We start from the raw sequence: 17,616 nt of genomic DNA on the forward strand, positions 1-17,616 counted from the left end.
GCAATGTTGCCTCAATTCGGCACCGCGGTTCGCAAGAACATCAACAAGGCCGCCGATATCGCCGGTGCGCCGGACAAGGCCTCGGTCGACGCCGCCTGGCTCGTGCTGGAGGCCGCCAACGATCTCGGCGACCACGCCGCGATCGAAGCCTGCCGCCGGGTCATCGACGCCGAGCTGAACGGCACGGTGGCGGGCAATGCGGACGTGGATCTCGTGCTGGGATATTTCAGGTAGGCGTGAAACGCCGGCTGAACGCAACGAACCCTCACGAGTTCAGCAGAGAACCGGAGCGTTTGGATTCCGTATCGAGTCGAAGGGTCGACTTCGCGGCATTCAGCGCCGCGGCCAGGTCGTCGATGTGATACGGCTTGGCCAAGATCTGGATACCCGCCGCTTCGGCTTCGTGGATCGCGGCCTCGGCGTATCCGCTTGTCAGCAGGACCGGTATGTCGCTGCGCCGCCTGCTGATTTCCCGCGCGAGTTCCACGCCATTCATGCCGCCCGGCATCATGATGTCCGAGAACACGACATCGACGGAGCGGCCGTCGGCCAGGGCGCCGAGAGCCGCTGCGGCGCTGGCGGCCCGTGTGACTTCGTAGCCGAGCTGACCGAGCATCTCGCCAACCAGTGCGGCCACCTCGTCGTCGTCTTCGACCAGAAGGATCTGGCCCTGGCCGTTCTTCTTCGGTCGCACCGTCCTGTTGAAATCGACCAGGTGTCGTTGCTTGGACGCGAGATTCAGCGATCGAGGCAGGTAAAGCTCGATGCTGGTACCCTGACCGACTTGCGATTTGACGCGGACCGTCCCGCGGGACTGGGTCGCAAACCCGTGGACCTGCGCGAGCCCCAGTCCGGACCCCTTGCCGACGTCCTTGGTGGTGAAGAACGGCTCGAAGACCCGCAACAGGATTTCCGGAGGCATGCCGACGCCGGTATCGATGACGGACAGCCGTACATAGTCGCCGGTGATCTCCCGGTCATTGAGATCGGGCAGGTTCTCGCCGCGAACGAGGATGGTGCCGCCGTTCGGCATCGCATCCCGGGCATTGACGGCCAGATTGAGAATGACCAGCTCGAGCTCTCCGGGGTCTACCTCCACCGGCCAAAGAGCATCCGGGAAATCGAATTCGACGTGGACGTCGCCGCGCAGGCTTCGGTCGAGCAGCTCGCGCATGCCGCCAATCTGCATGGCGACATCGACGGGCTCAGGGCGCAGCGTCTGCCGGCGTGAGAATGCCAAGAGCTGCTTGGTCAGGCCGGCGCCGCGTTGCGCGGCCTGGATCATCCCGTCCATCAGGCGCCGGCGGCGGTTTGGATCCGTCTGGCGGTCGAGCATGTCGAGGCCGCCGGAGATCACCATCAGCAGGTTGTTGAAGTCGTGCGCCACGCCGCCTGTGAGCTGGCCGATGGCCTCGATCTTCTGCGCCTGCCGAAGCGTCTCCTCGACGCGGGCGCGCTCATTCATTTCGAGACGCAGTTGCTCGTTGGCTTCCTTCAGCTCGCGTGTTCGCTCCACCACCAGCTTCTCGAGCTCCTGCGCAGTCTGCTCGCGCGCCGCAAGCAGCGCCCGGATTTCATACTGCCGCCGCCGCGCCCGCATCGCCGATTGGATTGCGCTGGTCAGCGTGATCGGCTGGACCGGCCGCTCGAGCAGCGAAACGTTGCGAAGCAGGGCCACGGTGTTGCGGCGCCAGGCGACGACCGAGGGCTGCTCCCGATGGCTGGTGAGAACGACGAAGGGAAGGTCGGACCATGGCGGCTGGCTCGCGATCCATTCAGCGAGCGGCGCCGTGTCTTTCCCGAACAGTCCTTCCTCGGCGAGGAAGACCGCGCCCACGCCCGCACTCATCTCGCTGACGAGTTCGGGCAGACTTCGGCAGGTGACCGCCTCCAGGCTCGCACCGCGGAAAAGCTCGGCCGACGCCGGTCCGTCGCGGCCGATCGGAGCGAAAATGAGGACGCGGTGATCGCAGTCGGCGCTCATCAGGCCGGTCCTTCCGGGATGTCCGTGCCGGTATAACGCGGATTGCCCGAAAAGATGCCCATGAAGTCGGTGAGGGGCGGGCCGAGCTTGACGCCGGTGCTGCCGAGCCGGAACTCGCGGATGGTGTGCTCGTGGTTGCCGCTGCGTTTCTTGACGACGGACAAGGCGCGCCGCACCGATCCGCCGGACTCGAAATAGCGCAGCATCAGCACTGCGTCGCTCAAATAGCTGATGTCGAGCGGCGTATCCATCGGACCGACCAGCCCATGCTGGGCGAGGATCAGGATGGTGAGCACGCCCTGCTGCGCCAGGTAGGTCAGCAGCTCGTGCATCTGCAGGATGAGAAACCGCTCGTCGGGCATCGCATTCAGGTAACCGTTCAGGCTGTCGATGACGACCACGCGGGCGTTGTCGTTTTCAACGCTCCGGCGCAGGATCGCCGCGAATTCGCCGGGCGACAGCTCGGCCGGATCGATCTGTTGAAACCGGATGAGTCCGGACTCGACGTGCTTTTCCAGAGGCAGGCCGAGCGTCCGAGCGCGAGCTTCCACAGTGCCGCGGCCTTCGTCGAATGCAAAGAATGCGGCGTGATCGCCACGTTCCGCGGCCGCTATCGCATAGGTGAGCGCGAGGGAGGATTTTCCCACGCCGGCGGCGCCGATGAACAGGGCGTTGGTGCCGCGCTCGAGCCCGCCTCCGAGCAGTTGGTCCAGCTCGGCATTGCCGCTGGCCGTGAATTCGCCGGGAAAGGATTTGTGATGTTCGGCGGCCACGAGGCGCGGGAAGATCCGCAGGCCCCCCTTTGCAATCGTAAAGTCGTGGTAGCCGCCGCGGAACCGGATGCCGCGCATCTTGATCACGCGGATCCGCCGCCGCTCCGCCCCGTAGTCGATCGCGATCTGTTCGAGCATGACGACGCCATGCGCGATCGAATGCAGTTGCAGATCGTCCTGGGAGGACGAGAGATCGTCGAGGAGCACGACCGTGCAATTGCGGTTGGTGAAGAAGTGCTTCAAGGCCAGCACCTGCCGTCTGTAGCGAAGCGAGTTCTGGGCAAGCAGACGAAGCTCGGAGAGGCTGTCGAGCACAACGCGCGTGGGGTTGATCCGTTCGACTTCCTTGAAGATCAGACCGGTCGTTTCGCTCAATTCCATTTCGGCGGGATGGAAGACCGTGAGCTCCCGCTCCGGATCGAGCGTGGTCTCGGGTGGAACCAGCTCGAAGATGTCGATGCCGTCCAGCGACCAGCCGTGCCGCTGCGCGACGACGGTCAGCTCCCGCTTGGTTTCAGACAGCGAAACGTAGAGCACGCGTTCGCCATCGCGCACGCCCCGGAGAAGGAATTGCAGCGCGATTGTCGTCTTGCCGGTGCCCGGCCGCCCCTCATACAGATACATCCGGTTGGGGTCGAAGCCGCCGCCCAGGATGTCGTCGAGACCCTCGCTGCCGGTGGAAACGCGTGCCAAATCGGAGGGGCTGCGGTCTGGAGCGCCCGCGGACGTACCGGTCATTGAAATCCCTTACGCTTCTTCGCTCCGGGAGGGCTGGTGTCCAAGCCTCCCGCAGGCCGGCGGCCCGGGGAAGGAACTCATGGGCCGGCATCGAGTTCCCGCCAAAGAAGGTCGAATGGGCCGACAGGTGGGGGCGCTCGTGCGGTCCGGGCGTGCCTCACCGTCTGATGCGATAGATCACGACGTCTTCGCCGTGACGGGTCGTGCTCCGCTCGAGCCGATAGTACAACTTCTCCAGCACGCGGCGCGATGCGCCATTGCCGATGTAGACGATGCCGACCAGGGATGGCAGCGCGAGCCGTGACAGCCCGATGTCCGTCAGCGCACTGGCGATCTCGCTCGCAAGTCCCTGGGCCCAGAATTCGCGCTTGAACGCGTAGGCAATCTCGATCTCGTCGACCTCGTTCACGATGATGTGCCGGATGCCCGCCCGTCCCGCGAATGCTCCGTCTTTCGTTCGGAGCGTCCAGAGTCCGAAGCCGTGCTGATCCCAATGCGCCATGTTGGTTGCCAGATAGGTCTTGGTGACCTCGGGCGCCCGCACCCCGCCGAGATAGCGGGAGACCTCCTCATCGAGATGCAGCGCAACGAGGTCGGCGAGGTCACCCTCGTTCAGTCTCGCCGCGGCAAGTCGATCGGTACTGAAGTGATCCATGGTAGCAGATGAGGGCTGTGTGGTTGGTTGTGATCCCAAGCGTGACGCTGTCATCGAATGCCGGTCCTTCGCAACGGGTCAGCCGGCGCGCAGCCGCTGAAACGAATGCCGCCGAGATAACGGAATACTTTCGCATTGAGATGCAGCGCAACGAGGTCGGCGAGGTGGTGCTCGTTCGGCTCTTCGGCGGCTGAAACGATCCGTGGAACAGTCGCCGCTTCGAAGCCGTTCGTAATCTTGGTGTGGTTGCTATCGACGGTTCCATCTGTCCCTGTTCTGACTGGAGGTCAACCAATGCTCCGTCCCAACTGCGGGTATTCTGTTTTGATTGCTCTCAGGATATAGTCGGCCAAGCAGCTTGATTTGAATCAAGCACGCCGATCACAGCCGCACCACAACGCCATAGTAAAGGCTGGTGCCATCTTGGTGTGCGCAATGATCTCGACCTGGTACGTCACCTTTGAAGTTCGAAAACGGGGCCTGCTCTTGAGAGAGCGGAGCCCGCGGGAGACGAAGACGTTTGCGACAGAGGCCGAGGCCAAGCTGTTTGCACGCGCAAAGCTCGATGATGGCCTCGCTGTCTTCGCTGGCACGATCAATCCTCACCTTCCCCGGCGACTCATTCCTGCGCCCTGCATCGCCGCTTGGCTTGCCGAGGAACAGGACGACGCCGCAGCGCCTCGAACATCGGATGCCGACTAAGCACGATACCGTGCATAGCGATCGCCCTTGAGTGTTGCCATTTTGGTACGGGCCTAACGTCCGCTCCCACCTAAACTTCTGGATGTTCGCAGCACTTGTGCACGCCAGCCTGCATAGGGGCTCGGTTCAACGGAAGAATGTTCGAGCAAAGGGGATGAGACGATGAAGAGATTTTCAATAGCGGCGATCGGCTTCGCGGCGCTGAGCATGACGGCTCCGGCCATGGCGGCCGACATGGCCGTCAAGGCAATGCCGCCGCCGGTGCCGGTGGCGGCGGTCTACAACTGGAGCGGCTTCTACATTGGCGCCAACGGAGGCTGGGGGCAGAGCCATGGCTGCGTGGATTTCGTAACGCCGGCGGGGACAGTCGCAGGTGGTTGCGCCGATCGCTCCGGAGGCCTCGTGGGCGGACAGATCGGGTATCGCTGGCAAACCAATCAGTTTGTGCTCGGCCTGGAAGCGCAGGGCGATTGGGCCGAACTCAAGAACACGCGCGTCAGCCTGATCGATCCATTGATCTCGACCACAGGCAAGATCGACGGCATCGGGCTGTTCACGGCCCAACTCGGTTGGGCTTGGAACGCCTCACTGTTCTACGTGAAGGGCGGCGCCGCCGTGACGCGCAATCGCTTCGATGTATTCAACAACGTCACCGGGGTCGGCCTGGCGTCGGCAGGCCACACGCGTTGGGGCGGTACTCTGGGTGTCGGCTGGGAGTACAGCTTCACGCCGAACTGGTCGTTCGGCATCGAGTATGACCATCTCTGGATGGGTAGTGACAATTTCGGCTACGCAGGCGTGGTCACGCCCGGAGGGTTCACCCTCACCGGCAGCGGGGTCAGCCAGGATGTGGACCTGGTCACGCTTCGGTTGAACTACCGCTTCGGCGGATACGGGGCGCCGGTCGCGGCTCGTTATTGACCTTAAGTCTTCCCGATGAACTCAGGCCCCGGCATCGACCGGGGCCTTTTTCACGGCCGCCGAACAAGCGCGAGGGATGTCGGGCGCATTCAACGTCAATTCTGCTGGTCGAGGTCGGCGAGTTGCCTTCTATCCATAATGACGACGTGACGCTGGTTGTTGTCGATGAAGCGAAGGATGCCGAGCTCGCGCAAATACGACAGCGACCGCGAGATGGTCTCGAGCGTCAGGCCGAGATAATCCGCGATGTCGCGGCGGGTCATCGGTAGCGCGAGAACACCTGCCGCGGTGAGCCGCCTGTCCATTTCGATCAGGAAGGCGGCAACCCGTTCCATCGACGTCTTGCGTCCGAGCAGAAGCATGTGGTCTTCCGCATGCTGGAGGTTCGTCGTAGTCATGCAGAGCAGATTCTTGGCCAAGGCGCCGTCATTCTTCGCAAGGGCTTCGAGGCTTTCGCGCCTGATCAATCTTGCAGCGGTGTCAACCACCGCTTCCGTCGTGAAGCGGTGAACGCCCCCGTTCTCCAGTCCGAAGATGTCGCCGGGAACATGAAAGGCGCCGATCAGTCGGCGCCCGTCGGGCAACAGCTTGTAGCTCCGAACCGTGCCTGACATGACCCGGTAAACATATTGGGCGGGCTCATTCTCACCGTAGATCTCGCGGCCTCGTCTATAAGTGAATTCACTAAGGCCGATCGACGGGTTCGATTCAGCGGTCATTCCGAGCTCGCTGAGAGAATGCGGGCGGGGGAGGGATGCCGAGGCCGAGTGTATGAGCATTGGAGCAACTCCTCATCCGGTCGCGATCGAGTTGTCGGCGCAATGCCTTGCGGAGAAGATCAGGCCAGGCTGTTTCACTTCCGTCGGCATCGAGCGTATTCGAACCCGTGGCCATCGTCCTGAGGTTCATTGTCTCAACGGACAGGAAATGCAGGGGGCGATCCTTTTGGATTGCAGCACCTTAGGGCGCCAGCCAAGGCGCGCCAGCGGATAGTGATCGCGCCCGCATGAAGACGAGCGGGCCGGTTGCCCGGAGGGGCCAAGGCGAACAAGACTAGAATCAACAAGGCCGTCAGAAGCAATCGTGAGGTCCATCCAGGCGCACCAACTCCAGAGGCGGGAAGCGTCGTTCCGGGGTCACGACCGGGATTGATCCAGATTGAATCAACCAATCGATCCAGCTCAGCATCGCTGACGCATCGCAACGCTATCTGGATCGGAATGGCGAAGATCAACGAGGAGATAGGCGGCTTAGGCTTGATCTAGCGCAACATGTGGGCGCGTGGGCTTTCCATGTTCCGTATGCTGGATCTCACCAGCGTATGGAGGCGAATATGGATGCAAAACGGATTACGTTGGCGGCTGCGGCGTTCGCGTGTGCAGCCTCGATGTCATTGAGCTGGTCCGAGCAAGGCAAGCTGTCGCTTTCGGTCAACAGCGCCGAGGCACGCGACCGGATCTATGTCGGGCCGCTCTACCGCGGTGGTTACATCGCCGACCAGACAGGGCTGCCCTGGTACGCGGTGCGGGCCTATTATGCGGGAGGCCCTTGGACCTATGGCTACAGCGGCTGGTCCGATTACGCCGCGCGTAACGGTATCGGTTGTACTCCGGGCACGCTCGTCAAGGGCGGCGATGGCATCATGTATGTTTGCCAATAGGGAAGCGAGACTGGAGGCGGCCGTGCGCCGCCTCCCTTGATCTGCTGCGTTTCCCGCCGTCCTGCGGGCTCGGGCTTTCGTGCAGAACGGCAAAGCACGCGTGAGGCAGGCTTTGCCGACAGACGATCGATCTTTCAACCTGGGAGGATGCACAATGATGAGGTGGTTCGCTGTTTTGACTTTCGCTCTGTTGGTCGGAACTTCGGCACAAGGCATGACGCCGGCGCCGCTGGTTCAGACCGACAGCATGATCATCCCGGTCGCTGCTGCATGCGGACCGGGAAGAACACGGATCAACGGCGTATGCGTCGCAAGGACCACGGTCCGCCAGACGCGTCGGGCCGTGCGTCGCTGCGTCCGCTGGCAGGCAGGCGTCTGCGCCTCGTACCAATAGATGCCACGCGAAACGGCGTCCGGATGATCGGCCGGACGCCGGCAACGCCGAACGTGATCGATTTCAGCGAGCGCCCTTGCGATCACCAGTACCGATAGCCAGGCCACCCGAACTGTGGTTGCCGGGCCGCCAGAATCATCCGCGGTGCTCCATGCCGTTTCGACCGCGTCGCGACGTGTTGCGTCATTCGCTGCCGCTTGCGCTCGACGGCTTCGCGCGGCGGCGAATCCGAGCGTGCCATCGCAAGTGCGTTGGCAAGCGCTGGTGTCTCTGCCCGAATGACCGGTGCTGTTGCAGGGACGAGGGAGGCAGGCTCGGCGATCGAAGGCGCAGATGCGATCGCCACGATCGCCGGCATGGTCGTGTCGAGGACCACGCGCTCAGGCCATTTTCGATCCGAGTGAATTCGTATGGCCGGCTGGTCCACTGCCGTCTTCTCGGTGACGTCCGCTTTGGGCAGACAGAAGTCCGCAACGAAGAGAAGCGCGAGCAACGCTGCACCGACTTTCCAGAAATACGCCAACAGTGGCATGGCGCTCGCTCCGTGCCCCTCCCCACATTCGTCTATGCCATTGCGCCGCTTTGCCGATGGTGATGCCGGCGCGGCCGGGTCACGTCATGCCGGAAGCTGTGTGCAGCTCAATCCTGCAGCGCGGCTTCCGAGCAAGACACAACGCGACAATCACGGGCCTCGGAGTGTCGCCGGAACTCGTGACCCGCAAGTTGAACCTTCAGCGCCTCGCGCCAACGCGATTGACGCCGCCATTTGCATTGCCGCCGGCATTGTGACGAACCGCAGCACGGGCGACGGGCCTGGGCCTCAGCACGACGCCGGCCCGCGCAACGCAACCGGCGGGATAGGCTACGTACTGGCAATACACTGCGGCGGCCGGTGCCGGATTGACCGTGACGCCTGCAATTCCCAGGAGGGCGCTGGCAGCCATTCCCGAAAGCGTCATGGACTTGATCGAAAAGCGCCTTCTCGGATTCATGATGATCCTCCTCTTTTCTTTGCGTTTGCGCAATGAATGTGGCGAGAGCCGCCTCATCGGCGTTGATGTAGATCAACGTTACGAAGAACCCCTTGCGACTCCGGGCCGTGGCGGTGGGATGAGCTCACGATCCGGTGCGGCTTGCCGTCAGTCACACCCGGTCATGCGCGCCACCGCCTTCATGTACTTGAAATGAAGCAAGCCGCCGCTTCCCTCCGAAGGCGCGTTGCGGGCGGTGATGCGATCCGAGCGCAAACACGTTTCAAGATCGAACTTGATATGTGAGCACCACCCCATGACATTCCTCTCGGCGTCTTCCGCGGAGAGACCAAATCCCACGAAGGTCTGAACATGACCGGCCTCGCCGTCCGCGGTCGATACAAGGGTGATCTCCGAAATGTAGTAGGACGAGCATTGGACGATCTGGGACTCGGCCCGTGCTCCAAGGATCATCCCGAGGGCGAGAATGGTCGTCATGAGTGCGGCTCGTTTCATCTTCCCCTCCACATGGCGAAGCCGGCGCGACGATTGATCTGATCACGACAACTCGTTTGGCCGCCCGACCGAACGAGCCAGCTCACGTCGCCGGCCGTTCCGAAGCTTGAGATAGATCAAGCCCTACGTGACGGCGGCGCACAGGCTCGGGTCGGCAGGGTGGATGAAAGCGATGACCGGTCTTGCGTTCCGGCAAGGCAAACGGTCATTGGGTCTTACGCATAGCAATAGACCAATCAGGAGATGAGGATGACCCGCCTGCTTCTCGCAATCGTATCGGTTAGCTCAATCCTCGCGGCGATGGTCTCGATCTCGCTCGCGGCCGAACGTCAGTATCGCCATGGCGAGGTCGCCCCGGGCGTTCCTGATAGCTACTGCTTGCAGGGGCGGATTTGGGGATACCCCGGCAATTGCCAATTCGCGACCTACGCGCAGTGCATGGCAACTGCCTCAGGTACCAACGCCTATTGCGGCGTCAATCCGATGTACGCCTTCGCGCATCAGCGTGACCGCCGGGGACAATGGCATCCGCGCTAGGGCGTCTATCCGGACACCGGCAGTTCTTCGACGATGACATTGTGCCAGTGTTTTGCCCGACGGTGCAACTGGCGCGCAGCCCGTAGCTTGGGTGACTCTCGCACACGCGCAAGCCATTGATTTCACAACCCCCGTCTACTGTGCATGGGGTTGTTTTGACGCTTTCAGTTTTCGAAAGGGCTTTATCCCGCCCCCAGCGCCACCGCGGCGTTGTAAGTGACAAGGCTCGCGGCATAGGCCAGCACCAGCATGTAGCTGAAGGTCACGGCCATCCAGGTCCAGCTGCCGGTCTCGCGCCGGATCACGGCGAGCGTCGAGGCGCATTGCGGGGCGAAGATGTACCAGGCCAGCAGCGACAGCGCCGTCGCCAGCGACCATTTCGTCGCCAGAACATGGCCGATCTGCTCGGCGGCCTCCTTGCCGCCTTCGATCGCATAGACGGTGCCGAGGGCTGCGACCGCGACCTCGCGTGCCGCCATGCCCGGGATCAGGGCCACCGCGATCTGCCAGTTGAAGCCGACCGGCTCCAGCAGGGGAGCGAGCGCCTTGCCGATGATCGCGGCGAGGCTGAAGTCGATGGCGGGTTCGGTCGCGCCCGCGGGCGGCTGCGGGAACGAGGCCAGGAACCAGATCAGCACCATCATCGAGAAGATCGTGGTGCCGGCGCGCTGCAGGAACATCTTGGCACGGGTGTAGATGCCGATCGCGATCGATTTCAGCCGCGGCATCTTGTAGTCCGGCAGCTCCAGCATGAACGGCGCCGGCGCAAAGTCGCGCAGCATGAAGAATTTGATCAGGAACGAAACCAGCAGCGCACTGATGATGCCGGTCGCATAGAGGCCGAACATCACGAGGCCCTGGAGGTTGATGAAGCCCCAGACGTCCCTGGCCGGAATGAAGGCGGAGATGATCAGCGTGTAGACCGGAATGCGCGCCGAGCAGGTCATCAGCGGCGCGATCAGGATCGTGGTCAGCCGGTCGCGCTTGTTGTCGATGACGCGCGTCGCCATGATGCCGGGAATGGCGCAGGCGAAGCTCGACAGCAGCGGAATGAAGGCGCGGCCGTGCAGCCCTGCGCCGCCCATGATGCGGTCCATCAGGAACGCGGCGCGCGCCATGTAGCCGAAATCTTCCAGCAGCAGGATGAACAGGAAGATGATGATGATCTGCGGCAGGAACACGATCACGCTGCCGACGCCCGAGATCACGCCGTTCTGGAGGAAGCTCTGGAGCAGGCCGCCGGGCAGGGTGTCGTGGACGAGCTCGCCGAGCGCATCGAAGCCGGAATTGAGCAGGTCCATCAGCGGCTGCGCCCAGGCGAACACCGCCTGGAACATCACGAACAGGATCAGCGCGAGCACGATCAGTCCGCCGACGGGATGCAGCACCACGGCGTCGATCCGCGCGGTCCAGGTGTCGGGCCTGGCAGGCAGGCTGACGCAGTCGGCGATGATACGGTCGGCCTCGCGCTGGGTCGCGCGCAGTTCGGCGACACCGAGCGCGCGCCAGTTGTTTTCCCCAGGTTCGGCATCGAGCCTGGCCGAGATATCGTCGGTCAGCGCCAACAGATCGGCCGTGCCGCCCTTGCGCACCGCGATCGAGGTGACCACGGGCACTCCGAGTTCCTTGGCGAGCCGCTCGACGTCGACGGTGATACCGCGACGGCTCGCGATGTCGAACATGTTGAGCACGAGGATCATCGGCCGTCCCGTGCGCTTGAGCTCGAGCAGCAGGCGGATGGTCAGGCGCAGATTGGTCGAGTCCGCCACGCACAGCACGAGATCGGGCACGGTCTCGCCAGTGGCCTTGCCGAGCACGAAGTCGCGGGTGATCTCCTCGTCCGGGCTGCGGCCGCGCAGCGAATAAGTGCCGGGCAGGTCGACCAGCGAGACCTGGCGTCCCAAGGGCGTGACGAAGAAGCCCTCCTTGCGTTCCACGGTGACGCCGGGATAGTTCGCGACCTTCTGCCGGCTGCCGGTCAGGGCATTGAACAGCGAGGTCTTGCCGCTGTTGGGCGTGCCCACCAGGGCCAGATGCAGCAGGGGTAATTCCATGGGGTGCAGGCGTCCGGTCGCTGTCTAAGCGACGATGATGGCCATGGCTTCGCGACGACGGACCGCGATGGTGATGCTGTCGACCCGCACGGCGATGGGGTCGCGTCCGACCAGCCCCTCATGCAGGACCTCGACCCGGGCCCCCTCGACGAAGCCGAGCTCGATCAGCCGGCTCTCAAGCTCGACGTCCGAGAGCGCCGAGCCCGCCTCCTTGGCGGAAAGGTGCTGGATGACGCCGGTGTAGCCGCGCTGGGCCAGACCCAGCGGCATGTGCGAACGCGTGTCAGGGGTGTCGGTCATGCCCTGTATTTTCAACGCAGGGCATCGAGGTCAAGCGCGCGTGCCCGCCGAAGCTGCACCTTAGAGTGATTTTAAAGTGCAAAGGCTGGGGCGCGCGGGAAGGCGCCCCAGGCGGTTACTAGGCAGGGACTTTTTCCGGCTGGGTGGCCATGGCGCGGCTCTTGAAATAGTCCAGAACGAACAGGCGGATCGCCGACGACAAATTGCCCTGCTGGCGGTTGTTGTCGATCTCGCCGACCAACTCGGACAGCGTCATGTTGCGCAGGCCCGAGATCTCCTTCATGCCGTTCCAGAACGCCTCTTCCAGGCTGACGCTGGTCTTGTGGCCGGCAACGACGATCGACCGCTTCACCACCGGCGATTTCATGGCTGCTCCTCGCGATCGATCCGGTGCTGGTCCAGATGCTCCCTGGCCTGGTCCCCCCGCTTCTCCTCCACCGACCGTTCCGCCTTGGTGCGACCGAACTTCGCCCGGTTGGCGTCCGCTTGCTTCGCCGAGGCTTCCCGCTCGGCGCGCTTCCTGAAGCGATTCAGGTTGATGACGTTCCCCATGCGGTGTCTCCATCATCGGATCCTCGTCAGGCAGAATGAAACATTCAGAAACAGGGTGCCGCGTTGCGCCCTACAAGACTTGATTGTCATTCGCTCGTCCTCGTCAATCGGCCCCTCGGGCCATCAAACGATGATTTCGCCCGTCGAGGGCAGAGGGGTTGCGTAACACGCCGCCCCGCCGCAACATTGACGGTAATCAAATCCCGACCCCAAAACCGCATATTTCTGAGTGCCGAGGGTCCGTATCATTACGGATGATCATCGGATTTCGGAATCTAGCCCGGGCTGGTCATCTTTTCGGGGCGGACCAGGCGGTCGAACTCCTCGGCCGAGACGAAGCCGAGCCGCAGTGCCTCCTCCTTCAGCGTGGTGCCGTTGGCATGGGCCGTCTTGGCGACTTTGGCCGCGTTGTCATAGCCGATCTTCGGGGCGAGCGCCGTGACCAGCATCAGCGAGCGCTGCATCAACTCGCTGATGCGCTTTTCGTCGGCGCGGATGCCGCTGACGCAATGTTCGGTGAAGGAGCGTGCGGCATCCGCTAGCAGGCGGATCGAGTGCAGCATGTTGTAGGCGAGCACGGGCTTGTAGACGTTGAGCTCGAAATGGCCCTGGCTGCCGGCGACGGTGATCGCGGTGTGATTGCCGAACACCTGGCAGCACACCATGGTCATTGCCTCGCATTGGGTCGGATTGACCTTGCCGGGCATGATCGAGGAACCCGGCTCGTTCTCCGGCAAGATCAATTCGCCGAGGCCCGAACGCGGGCCGGAGCCGAGCAGGCGGATGTCGTTGGCGATCTTGAACAGGCCCGTCGCCACCGAATTGATGGCGCCGTGCGCCAGCACATAGGCATCGTTCGAGGCCAGCGCCTCGAATTTGTTGGCGGCGCTCGTGAAGGGGAGCTTCGTGATCCCGGCGACGTGCTTTGCGAACAGTTTTGCAAAGCGCGGCTTCGAGTTGAGGCCGGTGCCGACGGCGGTGCCGCCCTGCGCCAGTGGATAAAGATCCTTCACCGCGACCTTGAGCCGGGCAATGCCGCTTTCGACCTGCGCGGCGTAGCCCGAAAATTCCTGTCCGAGCGTCAGGGGCGTCGCATCCTGGGTGTGGGTGCGGCCGATCTTGACGATCTTTGCGAACTCCTTCTCCTTCTTGCGCAGCGCGCGGAGCAATTCGCCGAGGGCAGGGACGAGATCGGCGTTGATGCGGCTTGCGGCCGCGATGTGCATCGCCGTGGGAAATGAGTCGTTCGACGACTGGCTCATGTTGACATGGTCGTTGGGATGCACCGGCTTCTTGGCGCCGAGCTCGCCGCCGAGCAGCTCATTGGCGCGGTTGGCGATCACCTCGTTGAGGTTCATGTTGGTCTGCGTGCCGGAGCCGGTCTGCCAAACCACCAGTGGAAAATGATCGTCAAGCCTGCCTTCGATCACCTCGCGCGCAGCGCGGATGATGGCGTTCGCGCGGCGCTGGTCGAGCAGGCCGAGCTCGCGGTTGGACTGCGCGGCGGCGAGCTTGACGATGCCGAGCGCGTGCACGAGCGAGATCGGCATGCGATCGGTGCCGATGCGGAAATTCTGGCGCGAGCGTTCGGTCTGCGCGCCCCAATAGCGGTCGGCAGGGACGTCGATGGGACCGAAGCTGTCGGTCTCGATGCGGGTCGCGGAGCGTGAAGCGCGGGTCGTCTTGGCCATGAGCACATCCATTCTGCCGCGCGAAACGCCGCACGGCCCTTTCATGTGCTCCTCTATATAGGCAGTTTGGCTGTGTGCGACGGGCTCGAGCCCAACCTAGATCATTTCTTACGGAAACGATCGAGCCGCACGACTTCGGCGCCACCCTGGCTCGGCGGTGTCGGCTCGTCGCCGGCTTCCTCCTTCTCGGTCGCAGGTGCCGGGACCGATACGGCCGATGGCGCGGGCGCTGCCGGCAAAGTCTCGGGCGCGACCTCGGCGACGTCGGAGGTGTCGAACTGGAGGCCGAATTTCACGGACGGATCGAGGAAGCTCTTGATGGCGCTGAACGGCACCACCAGCCGCTCCGGGATGCCGCCAAAGGACAGGCCGACCTCGAAACGGTCTTCGAGCACGGTCAGATCCCAGAACTGGTGCTGGAGGATGATCGTCATCTCTTCCGGATATTGCGCGAGCAGCCGCGGCGACAGCTTCACGCCCTCGGCCTTCGACACGAAGGTGATGAAGAAATGGTGCTCGCCCGGCAGTCCATGGGACGCGGCATCGGTCAGCACCTTGCGCAGCACGCCGCGCAATGCGTCGCGGGCCAGCACATCGTATCGGATATGATCGGTCGCCATGGTGGTCCTGTTGCATCCCCGAAGCCAGACCGGCCAGTCCGACTCGCCAAGCCGCAATAGTACCGCGCCTGACCGGCCAGCAGGAGTCCCCGTCGGGGAAGAAATCAAAAAGTAAAGTGGAGGCTTCTGTTGCCAGGTGCCTCCGAACCCCGCCTAACGGAGCTTAACCCGTTAGGACTTTAGAGTGGTCTTTCAAACTGCGTTACGCAGCCTGAGCAACCGGAGCAAAGTTGTCGTTGGCAACTATTGCAGTAGCCCGATAACGGCGGAACAATACCGGGAAAAAGTACGCCCTTTACGCCCTCGTCGATCCTATTTCGCCCCCGCCAAAGCCCGCTTCTGGGCTGGCCCGATAGCGGGCTTTGGTGGAGGCGCCGGGTACCGCCCCCGGGTCCGAATGGTTTATTGCGACGACCGTTTATTTCCATAGCCGGCGAACCGGCAGTCCCAATATAGGGTGCAAAGCTTTCGAAAAACAGAGGTTTCGAGCGGATTGGCTGCGGTTCCCTTGGGATAGGTTCCGGACCGTCTTGGCCGCCGCCGGAGCCCCGTTCTAAGCTGCTGACATGTCCACGGATTCAGCACCGGCCGGCCAGACGCCGGATCTCGCCTCCGCACCGCCAGGCCTCGTCGCGTTGTTTCTGGCCTTCGCCAGGATGTCGCTGGCCGGTTTCGGCGGGGTCTTGGTGTTTGCCCGCCGGGCGATCGTCGAGCAGCACCGCTGGATGACTCCGGACGAGTTCAACGAGACCTTTGCGCTCTGCCATTTCCTGCCCGGGCCCAACATCGTCAATCTGTCGATGGTGTTCGGATCGCGGCTGCGCGGCATCGCCGGCGGCGTTGCCGCCTTCACCGGGCTGCTGCTGCCGCCGACGCTGATCATGACGGCGCTGGCAATCGCCTACGCTCGCTTTGGCGATCTGGACGTTCTGCGCCGAATCCTTGCCGGCATCTCCTGCGCGGCGGTCGGCCTCTTGATCGCGGTGGTGTTCCGCATGATGACGCCGCTGCTCAAGCGGACGGATCCCCTTGCGGTGATCCTGATGCTTGGCGTGTTCCTCGCCATCGGCGTGCTGCGCCTGCCGCTCCAGGCGGTGCTGCTGGTCGCGATCCCCATCAGCGTGGGCGTCACTTATTTCCTGCGGCGGAAAGTAGCAGCATGACCAGCCACAGCCCGATCTGGTCGCTGATCTCCACCTTCGGTCTGATGTCGCTATTCGCCGTCGGCGGGGCTGCGGCAGCGGTGCCCGAGATGCATCGCATCGCGGTCGAGGTGAATCACTGGATGACCGACAAGCAGTTCGCCGACGCCTATGCGATCGCGCAGCTCTCGCCAGGTCCGAACGTGCTTATCGTGACGTTGATCGGCTATGCCGTGGCCGGCATCCCCGGCGCGCTGGCGGCGACCTTGGCGATGTGCCTGCCGACGGCGTTGCTTGCCTATTATGTCAGCCGGCTTCTGAACCGGCCCAGCCAATCGCGCTGGCCTGGCCTGATCCAGGCTGCACTGGTTCCGCTCTCGATCGGCTTGATGGCGGCGAGTGCTCTGATCCTGGCCCAGTCGACCGATCGGACAATTGCTGCACTGCTTCTGACCGCAATGGTTGCGGTGATTGCCTCGGTCTCGCGCATCAATCCTCTTTGGCTCCTGCTCGCCGGGGGCGTGTTGGGTTTTGCTGGCATTGTGTAATGAAAATCGCTAGGCAGTGATCGGGGCGGGGGATCCAGTTCCAGCGGATTTAGAACAACAGTGCTCGTGACTTACGGGTCGCGGAGGAGACATGCATGGCCGACACGATGGGCCACTCAGCGACAGCCACCCGAAACACCAAGGTGGCTCTCGGTTTTTGTCTGCTGGCGATTGCGCCGCAGATTTTTGAACTGGTCTGGTCGATCGGAACGCTCTTTGGCTGGGGCACCGGCCGGGGCCCGGCGACGGTCGTGACCAGCCACGCGACGGCGCTGCTCGCCGGCGCGCCCAGTGCCATATTCGGATCGTTCGGCGGCGGCGCCAAGAAGATGTCGTCCGAGGTGCTGCTGGCGCTGATCTATTCCTATCCGCTGTTCGCGGTGGCGATCCTCACGCTGTTCATGACGATCCGCTCGGCGCAAGACTATGTCGGCGGCGTCGTCCTGATGGCCGTTGCTTTGTTCGCGCTGTGGGCATCGAGTGATTTGCAGGGCATGCGCGGCTTCTCCTTTGGCGCGGGGACCGCGCCGCGTATGTTCGGCGGGCTGCTGGTCGCCCTGTGTGCCGGCATCGCCTTGACCGGTCTTCTGACCGATGGGCCTGCGATGGCCCATTACTCCTGGCGCGGACCGCTGTTCGTGGTGGCTGCGATCCTTTTCTTTGCGCTGGCGATCCGGCCCCTCGGCGTCGTGGTCACGGCCTTCACGAGCTTCATGATCGCGGCGACTGGCTCACACGAGACGCGGTGGCTGGAAGCGGTGATCGTCGGCGCCTGCCTGACGCTCGGCTGCGCCATCCTGTTCCCCTTTGTGCTCGGGTTGCCGATGCCGATGTACCCGCGTTTTCTGATCCAGTGAG

20 protein-coding genes and 1 other RNA gene are annotated in these 17,616 nt (G+C 63.2%); 7 read left to right on the forward strand and 14 right to left on the reverse strand.

Features of this window, described 5'->3' with window-relative positions:
• Positions 1-3 precede the first annotated feature (3 nt).
• Positions 4-234 (forward strand): hypothetical protein, encoded by a 231-nt coding sequence (locus ACYCVF_RS02180; protein WP_459596910.1) that lies wholly within the window; start codon positions 4-6, stop codon positions 232-234.
• A gap of 31 nt (positions 235-265) precedes the next feature.
• Here the strand turns inward: ACYCVF_RS02180 and ACYCVF_RS02185 are convergent, their stop codons facing one another.
• The 3 genes from ACYCVF_RS02185 to ACYCVF_RS02195 all read right to left on the reverse strand — a co-directional run bounded on the left by ACYCVF_RS02185 (position 266) and on the right by ACYCVF_RS02195 (position 4,150).
• A complete protein-coding gene (locus ACYCVF_RS02185; RefSeq protein ID WP_459596911.1) occupies positions 266-1,984 on the reverse strand; it encodes an ATP-binding protein in 1,719 nt (572 codons plus the stop codon).
• Positions 1,984-3,495 carry an ATPase domain-containing protein gene (locus tag ACYCVF_RS02190; protein ID WP_459606485.1) on the reverse strand — a complete coding sequence of 504 codons (1,512 nt, stop codon included), beginning with the start codon at positions 3,493-3,495 and terminating at the stop codon, positions 1,984-1,986. The genes ACYCVF_RS02185 and ACYCVF_RS02190 overlap by 1 nt, the downstream gene beginning before the upstream one ends.
• 157 nt (positions 3,496-3,652) lie before the next feature.
• Positions 3,653-4,150 carry a GNAT family N-acetyltransferase gene (locus ACYCVF_RS02195; protein WP_459596912.1) on the reverse strand — a complete coding sequence of 166 codons (498 nt, stop codon included), beginning with the start codon at positions 4,148-4,150 and terminating at the stop codon, positions 3,653-3,655.
• A gap of 864 nt (positions 4,151-5,014) precedes the next feature.
• Between ACYCVF_RS02195 and ACYCVF_RS02200 the strand changes: the two genes are divergently transcribed.
• Positions 5,015-5,773 (forward strand): outer membrane protein, encoded by a 759-nt coding sequence (locus tag ACYCVF_RS02200; RefSeq protein ID WP_459596914.1) that lies wholly within the window; start codon positions 5,015-5,017, stop codon positions 5,771-5,773.
• 95 nt (positions 5,774-5,868) lie between these two features.
• Here ACYCVF_RS02200 and ACYCVF_RS02205 read toward each other — a convergent pair whose 3' ends face one another.
• Entirely contained in the window at positions 5,869-6,552 is a 684-nt protein-coding gene (locus ACYCVF_RS02205) for a helix-turn-helix domain-containing protein (protein ID WP_459596915.1), read from the reverse strand.
• Positions 6,553-7,106: 554 nt separating this feature from the next.
• On the opposite strand from ACYCVF_RS02205, the gene ACYCVF_RS02210 reads away from it, so the two are divergent.
• Positions 7,107-7,433: a hypothetical protein gene (locus tag ACYCVF_RS02210; RefSeq protein ID WP_459596916.1), complete on the forward strand. Its 327-nt coding sequence runs from the start codon at positions 7,107-7,109 to the stop codon at positions 7,431-7,433.
• Positions 7,434-7,909: 476 nt separating this feature from the next.
• Here the strand turns inward: ACYCVF_RS02210 and ACYCVF_RS02215 are convergent, their stop codons facing one another.
• The 3 genes from ACYCVF_RS02215 to ACYCVF_RS02225 all read right to left on the reverse strand — a co-directional run bounded on the left by ACYCVF_RS02215 (position 7,910) and on the right by ACYCVF_RS02225 (position 9,296).
• The gene (locus ACYCVF_RS02215) at positions 7,910-8,350 is read right to left on the reverse strand and encodes a hypothetical protein (protein WP_459612924.1); all 441 of its coding nucleotides are present in this window, start codon (positions 8,348-8,350) and stop codon (positions 7,910-7,912) included.
• A 208-nt stretch (positions 8,351-8,558) separates the two neighbouring features.
• Complete coding sequence (locus ACYCVF_RS02220) at positions 8,559-8,819, reverse strand: hypothetical protein (protein ID WP_459596918.1); 261 nt, start codon at positions 8,817-8,819, stop codon at positions 8,559-8,561.
• A 147-nt stretch (positions 8,820-8,966) separates the two neighbouring features.
• Positions 8,967-9,296, reverse strand: a complete 330-nt coding sequence (locus ACYCVF_RS02225; protein ID WP_459596919.1) for a hypothetical protein — start codon at positions 9,294-9,296, stop codon at positions 8,967-8,969.
• 267 nt (positions 9,297-9,563) lie between these two features.
• Between ACYCVF_RS02225 and ACYCVF_RS02230 the strand changes: the two genes are divergently transcribed.
• Positions 9,564-9,851, forward strand: a complete 288-nt coding sequence (locus tag ACYCVF_RS02230; protein WP_459596920.1) for a DUF3551 domain-containing protein — start codon at positions 9,564-9,566, stop codon at positions 9,849-9,851.
• A 182-nt stretch (positions 9,852-10,033) separates the two neighbouring features.
• On the opposite strand, the gene feoB is transcribed toward ACYCVF_RS02230, so the two are convergent.
• From feoB to ssrA, 7 genes are all read right to left on the reverse strand, one after another.
• Positions 10,034-11,905 (reverse strand): ferrous iron transporter B, encoded by a 1,872-nt coding sequence (feoB, locus tag ACYCVF_RS02235; protein ID WP_459596921.1) that lies wholly within the window; start codon positions 11,903-11,905, stop codon positions 10,034-10,036.
• A gap of 24 nt (positions 11,906-11,929) precedes the next feature.
• Positions 11,930-12,205 (reverse strand): FeoA family protein, encoded by a 276-nt coding sequence (locus tag ACYCVF_RS02240; protein ID WP_459596922.1) that lies wholly within the window; start codon positions 12,203-12,205, stop codon positions 11,930-11,932.
• A 118-nt stretch (positions 12,206-12,323) separates the two neighbouring features.
• A complete protein-coding gene (locus ACYCVF_RS02245; protein WP_459596923.1) occupies positions 12,324-12,572 on the reverse strand; it encodes a ribbon-helix-helix domain-containing protein in 249 nt (82 codons plus the stop codon).
• The gene (locus ACYCVF_RS02250; RefSeq protein WP_459596924.1) at positions 12,569-12,757 is read right to left on the reverse strand and encodes a DUF4169 family protein; all 189 of its coding nucleotides are present in this window, start codon (positions 12,755-12,757) and stop codon (positions 12,569-12,571) included. Before ACYCVF_RS02250 ends, ACYCVF_RS02245 begins: the two co-directional genes overlap by 4 nt.
• Positions 12,758-13,032: 275 nt before the next feature.
• Positions 13,033-14,460 carry a class II fumarate hydratase gene (gene fumC / locus ACYCVF_RS02255; protein WP_459596925.1) on the reverse strand — a complete coding sequence of 476 codons (1,428 nt, stop codon included), beginning with the start codon at positions 14,458-14,460 and terminating at the stop codon, positions 13,033-13,035.
• An 89-nt stretch (positions 14,461-14,549) separates the two neighbouring features.
• Positions 14,550-15,068: an SspB family protein gene (locus ACYCVF_RS02260; RefSeq protein WP_459596926.1), complete on the reverse strand. Its 519-nt coding sequence runs from the start codon at positions 15,066-15,068 to the stop codon at positions 14,550-14,552.
• A 115-nt stretch (positions 15,069-15,183) separates the two neighbouring features.
• Positions 15,184-15,550, reverse strand: a transfer-messenger RNA (tmRNA) gene (gene ssrA, locus ACYCVF_RS02265).
• Between the two features lie 84 nt (positions 15,551-15,634).
• On the opposite strand from ssrA, the gene ACYCVF_RS02270 reads away from it, so the two are divergent.
• From ACYCVF_RS02270 to ACYCVF_RS02280, 3 genes are all read left to right on the forward strand, one after another.
• Entirely contained in the window at positions 15,635-16,231 is a 597-nt protein-coding gene (locus tag ACYCVF_RS02270; RefSeq protein ID WP_459596927.1) for a chromate transporter, read from the forward strand.
• Positions 16,228-16,758 carry a chromate transporter gene (locus tag ACYCVF_RS02275; protein ID WP_061027487.1) on the forward strand — a complete coding sequence of 177 codons (531 nt, stop codon included), beginning with the start codon at positions 16,228-16,230 and terminating at the stop codon, positions 16,756-16,758. Before ACYCVF_RS02270 ends, ACYCVF_RS02275 begins: the two co-directional genes overlap by 4 nt.
• 95 nt (positions 16,759-16,853) lie before the next feature.
• Positions 16,854-17,615 carry a tripartite tricarboxylate transporter TctB family protein gene (locus tag ACYCVF_RS02280; protein ID WP_459596928.1) on the forward strand — a complete coding sequence of 254 codons (762 nt, stop codon included), beginning with the start codon at positions 16,854-16,856 and terminating at the stop codon, positions 17,613-17,615.
• Position 17,616 lies beyond the last annotated feature (1 nt).

It is taken from the genome of Bradyrhizobium cedriense (assembly GCF_054602315.1).

What these genes read in the sequence shown, in the direction of transcription:
- ACYCVF_RS02180 (WP_459596910.1), top strand. Translation starts at nt 4, where the DNA reads ATGTTGCCTCAATTCGGCACCGCGGTTCGCAAGAACATCAACAAGGCC.
- ACYCVF_RS02185 (WP_459596911.1), bottom strand. Translation starts at nt 1,984, where the DNA reads ATGAGCGCCGACTGCGATCACCGCGTCCTCATTTTCGCTCCGATCGGC.
- ACYCVF_RS02190 (WP_459606485.1), bottom strand. Translation starts at nt 3,495, where the DNA reads ATGACCGGTACGTCCGCGGGCGCTCCAGACCGCAGCCCCTCCGATTTG.
- ACYCVF_RS02195 (WP_459596912.1), bottom strand. Translation starts at nt 4,150, where the DNA reads ATGGATCACTTCAGTACCGATCGACTTGCCGCGGCGAGACTGAACGAG.
- ACYCVF_RS02200 (WP_459596914.1), top strand. Translation starts at nt 5,015, where the DNA reads ATGAAGAGATTTTCAATAGCGGCGATCGGCTTCGCGGCGCTGAGCATG.
- ACYCVF_RS02205 (WP_459596915.1), bottom strand. Translation starts at nt 6,552, where the DNA reads ATGCTCATACACTCGGCCTCGGCATCCCTCCCCCGCCCGCATTCTCTC.
- ACYCVF_RS02210 (WP_459596916.1), top strand. Translation starts at nt 7,107, where the DNA reads ATGGATGCAAAACGGATTACGTTGGCGGCTGCGGCGTTCGCGTGTGCA.
- ACYCVF_RS02220 (WP_459596918.1), bottom strand. Translation starts at nt 8,819, where the DNA reads ATGAATCCGAGAAGGCGCTTTTCGATCAAGTCCATGACGCTTTCGGGA.
- ACYCVF_RS02225 (WP_459596919.1), bottom strand. Translation starts at nt 9,296, where the DNA reads ATGACGACCATTCTCGCCCTCGGGATGATCCTTGGAGCACGGGCCGAG.
- ACYCVF_RS02230 (WP_459596920.1), top strand. Translation starts at nt 9,564, where the DNA reads ATGACCCGCCTGCTTCTCGCAATCGTATCGGTTAGCTCAATCCTCGCG.
- feoB (WP_459596921.1), bottom strand. Translation starts at nt 11,905, where the DNA reads ATGGAATTACCCCTGCTGCATCTGGCCCTGGTGGGCACGCCCAACAGC.
- ACYCVF_RS02240 (WP_459596922.1), bottom strand. Translation starts at nt 12,205, where the DNA reads ATGACCGACACCCCTGACACGCGTTCGCACATGCCGCTGGGTCTGGCC.
- ACYCVF_RS02245 (WP_459596923.1), bottom strand. Translation starts at nt 12,572, where the DNA reads ATGAAATCGCCGGTGGTGAAGCGGTCGATCGTCGTTGCCGGCCACAAG.
- ACYCVF_RS02250 (WP_459596924.1), bottom strand. Translation starts at nt 12,757, where the DNA reads ATGGGGAACGTCATCAACCTGAATCGCTTCAGGAAGCGCGCCGAGCGG.
- fumC (WP_459596925.1), bottom strand. Translation starts at nt 14,460, where the DNA reads ATGGATGTGCTCATGGCCAAGACGACCCGCGCTTCACGCTCCGCGACC.
- ACYCVF_RS02260 (WP_459596926.1), bottom strand. Translation starts at nt 15,068, where the DNA reads ATGGCGACCGATCATATCCGATACGATGTGCTGGCCCGCGACGCATTG.
- ACYCVF_RS02270 (WP_459596927.1), top strand. Translation starts at nt 15,635, where the DNA reads ATGTCCACGGATTCAGCACCGGCCGGCCAGACGCCGGATCTCGCCTCC.
- ACYCVF_RS02275 (WP_061027487.1), top strand. Translation starts at nt 16,228, where the DNA reads ATGACCAGCCACAGCCCGATCTGGTCGCTGATCTCCACCTTCGGTCTG.
- ACYCVF_RS02280 (WP_459596928.1), top strand. Translation starts at nt 16,854, where the DNA reads ATGGCCGACACGATGGGCCACTCAGCGACAGCCACCCGAAACACCAAG.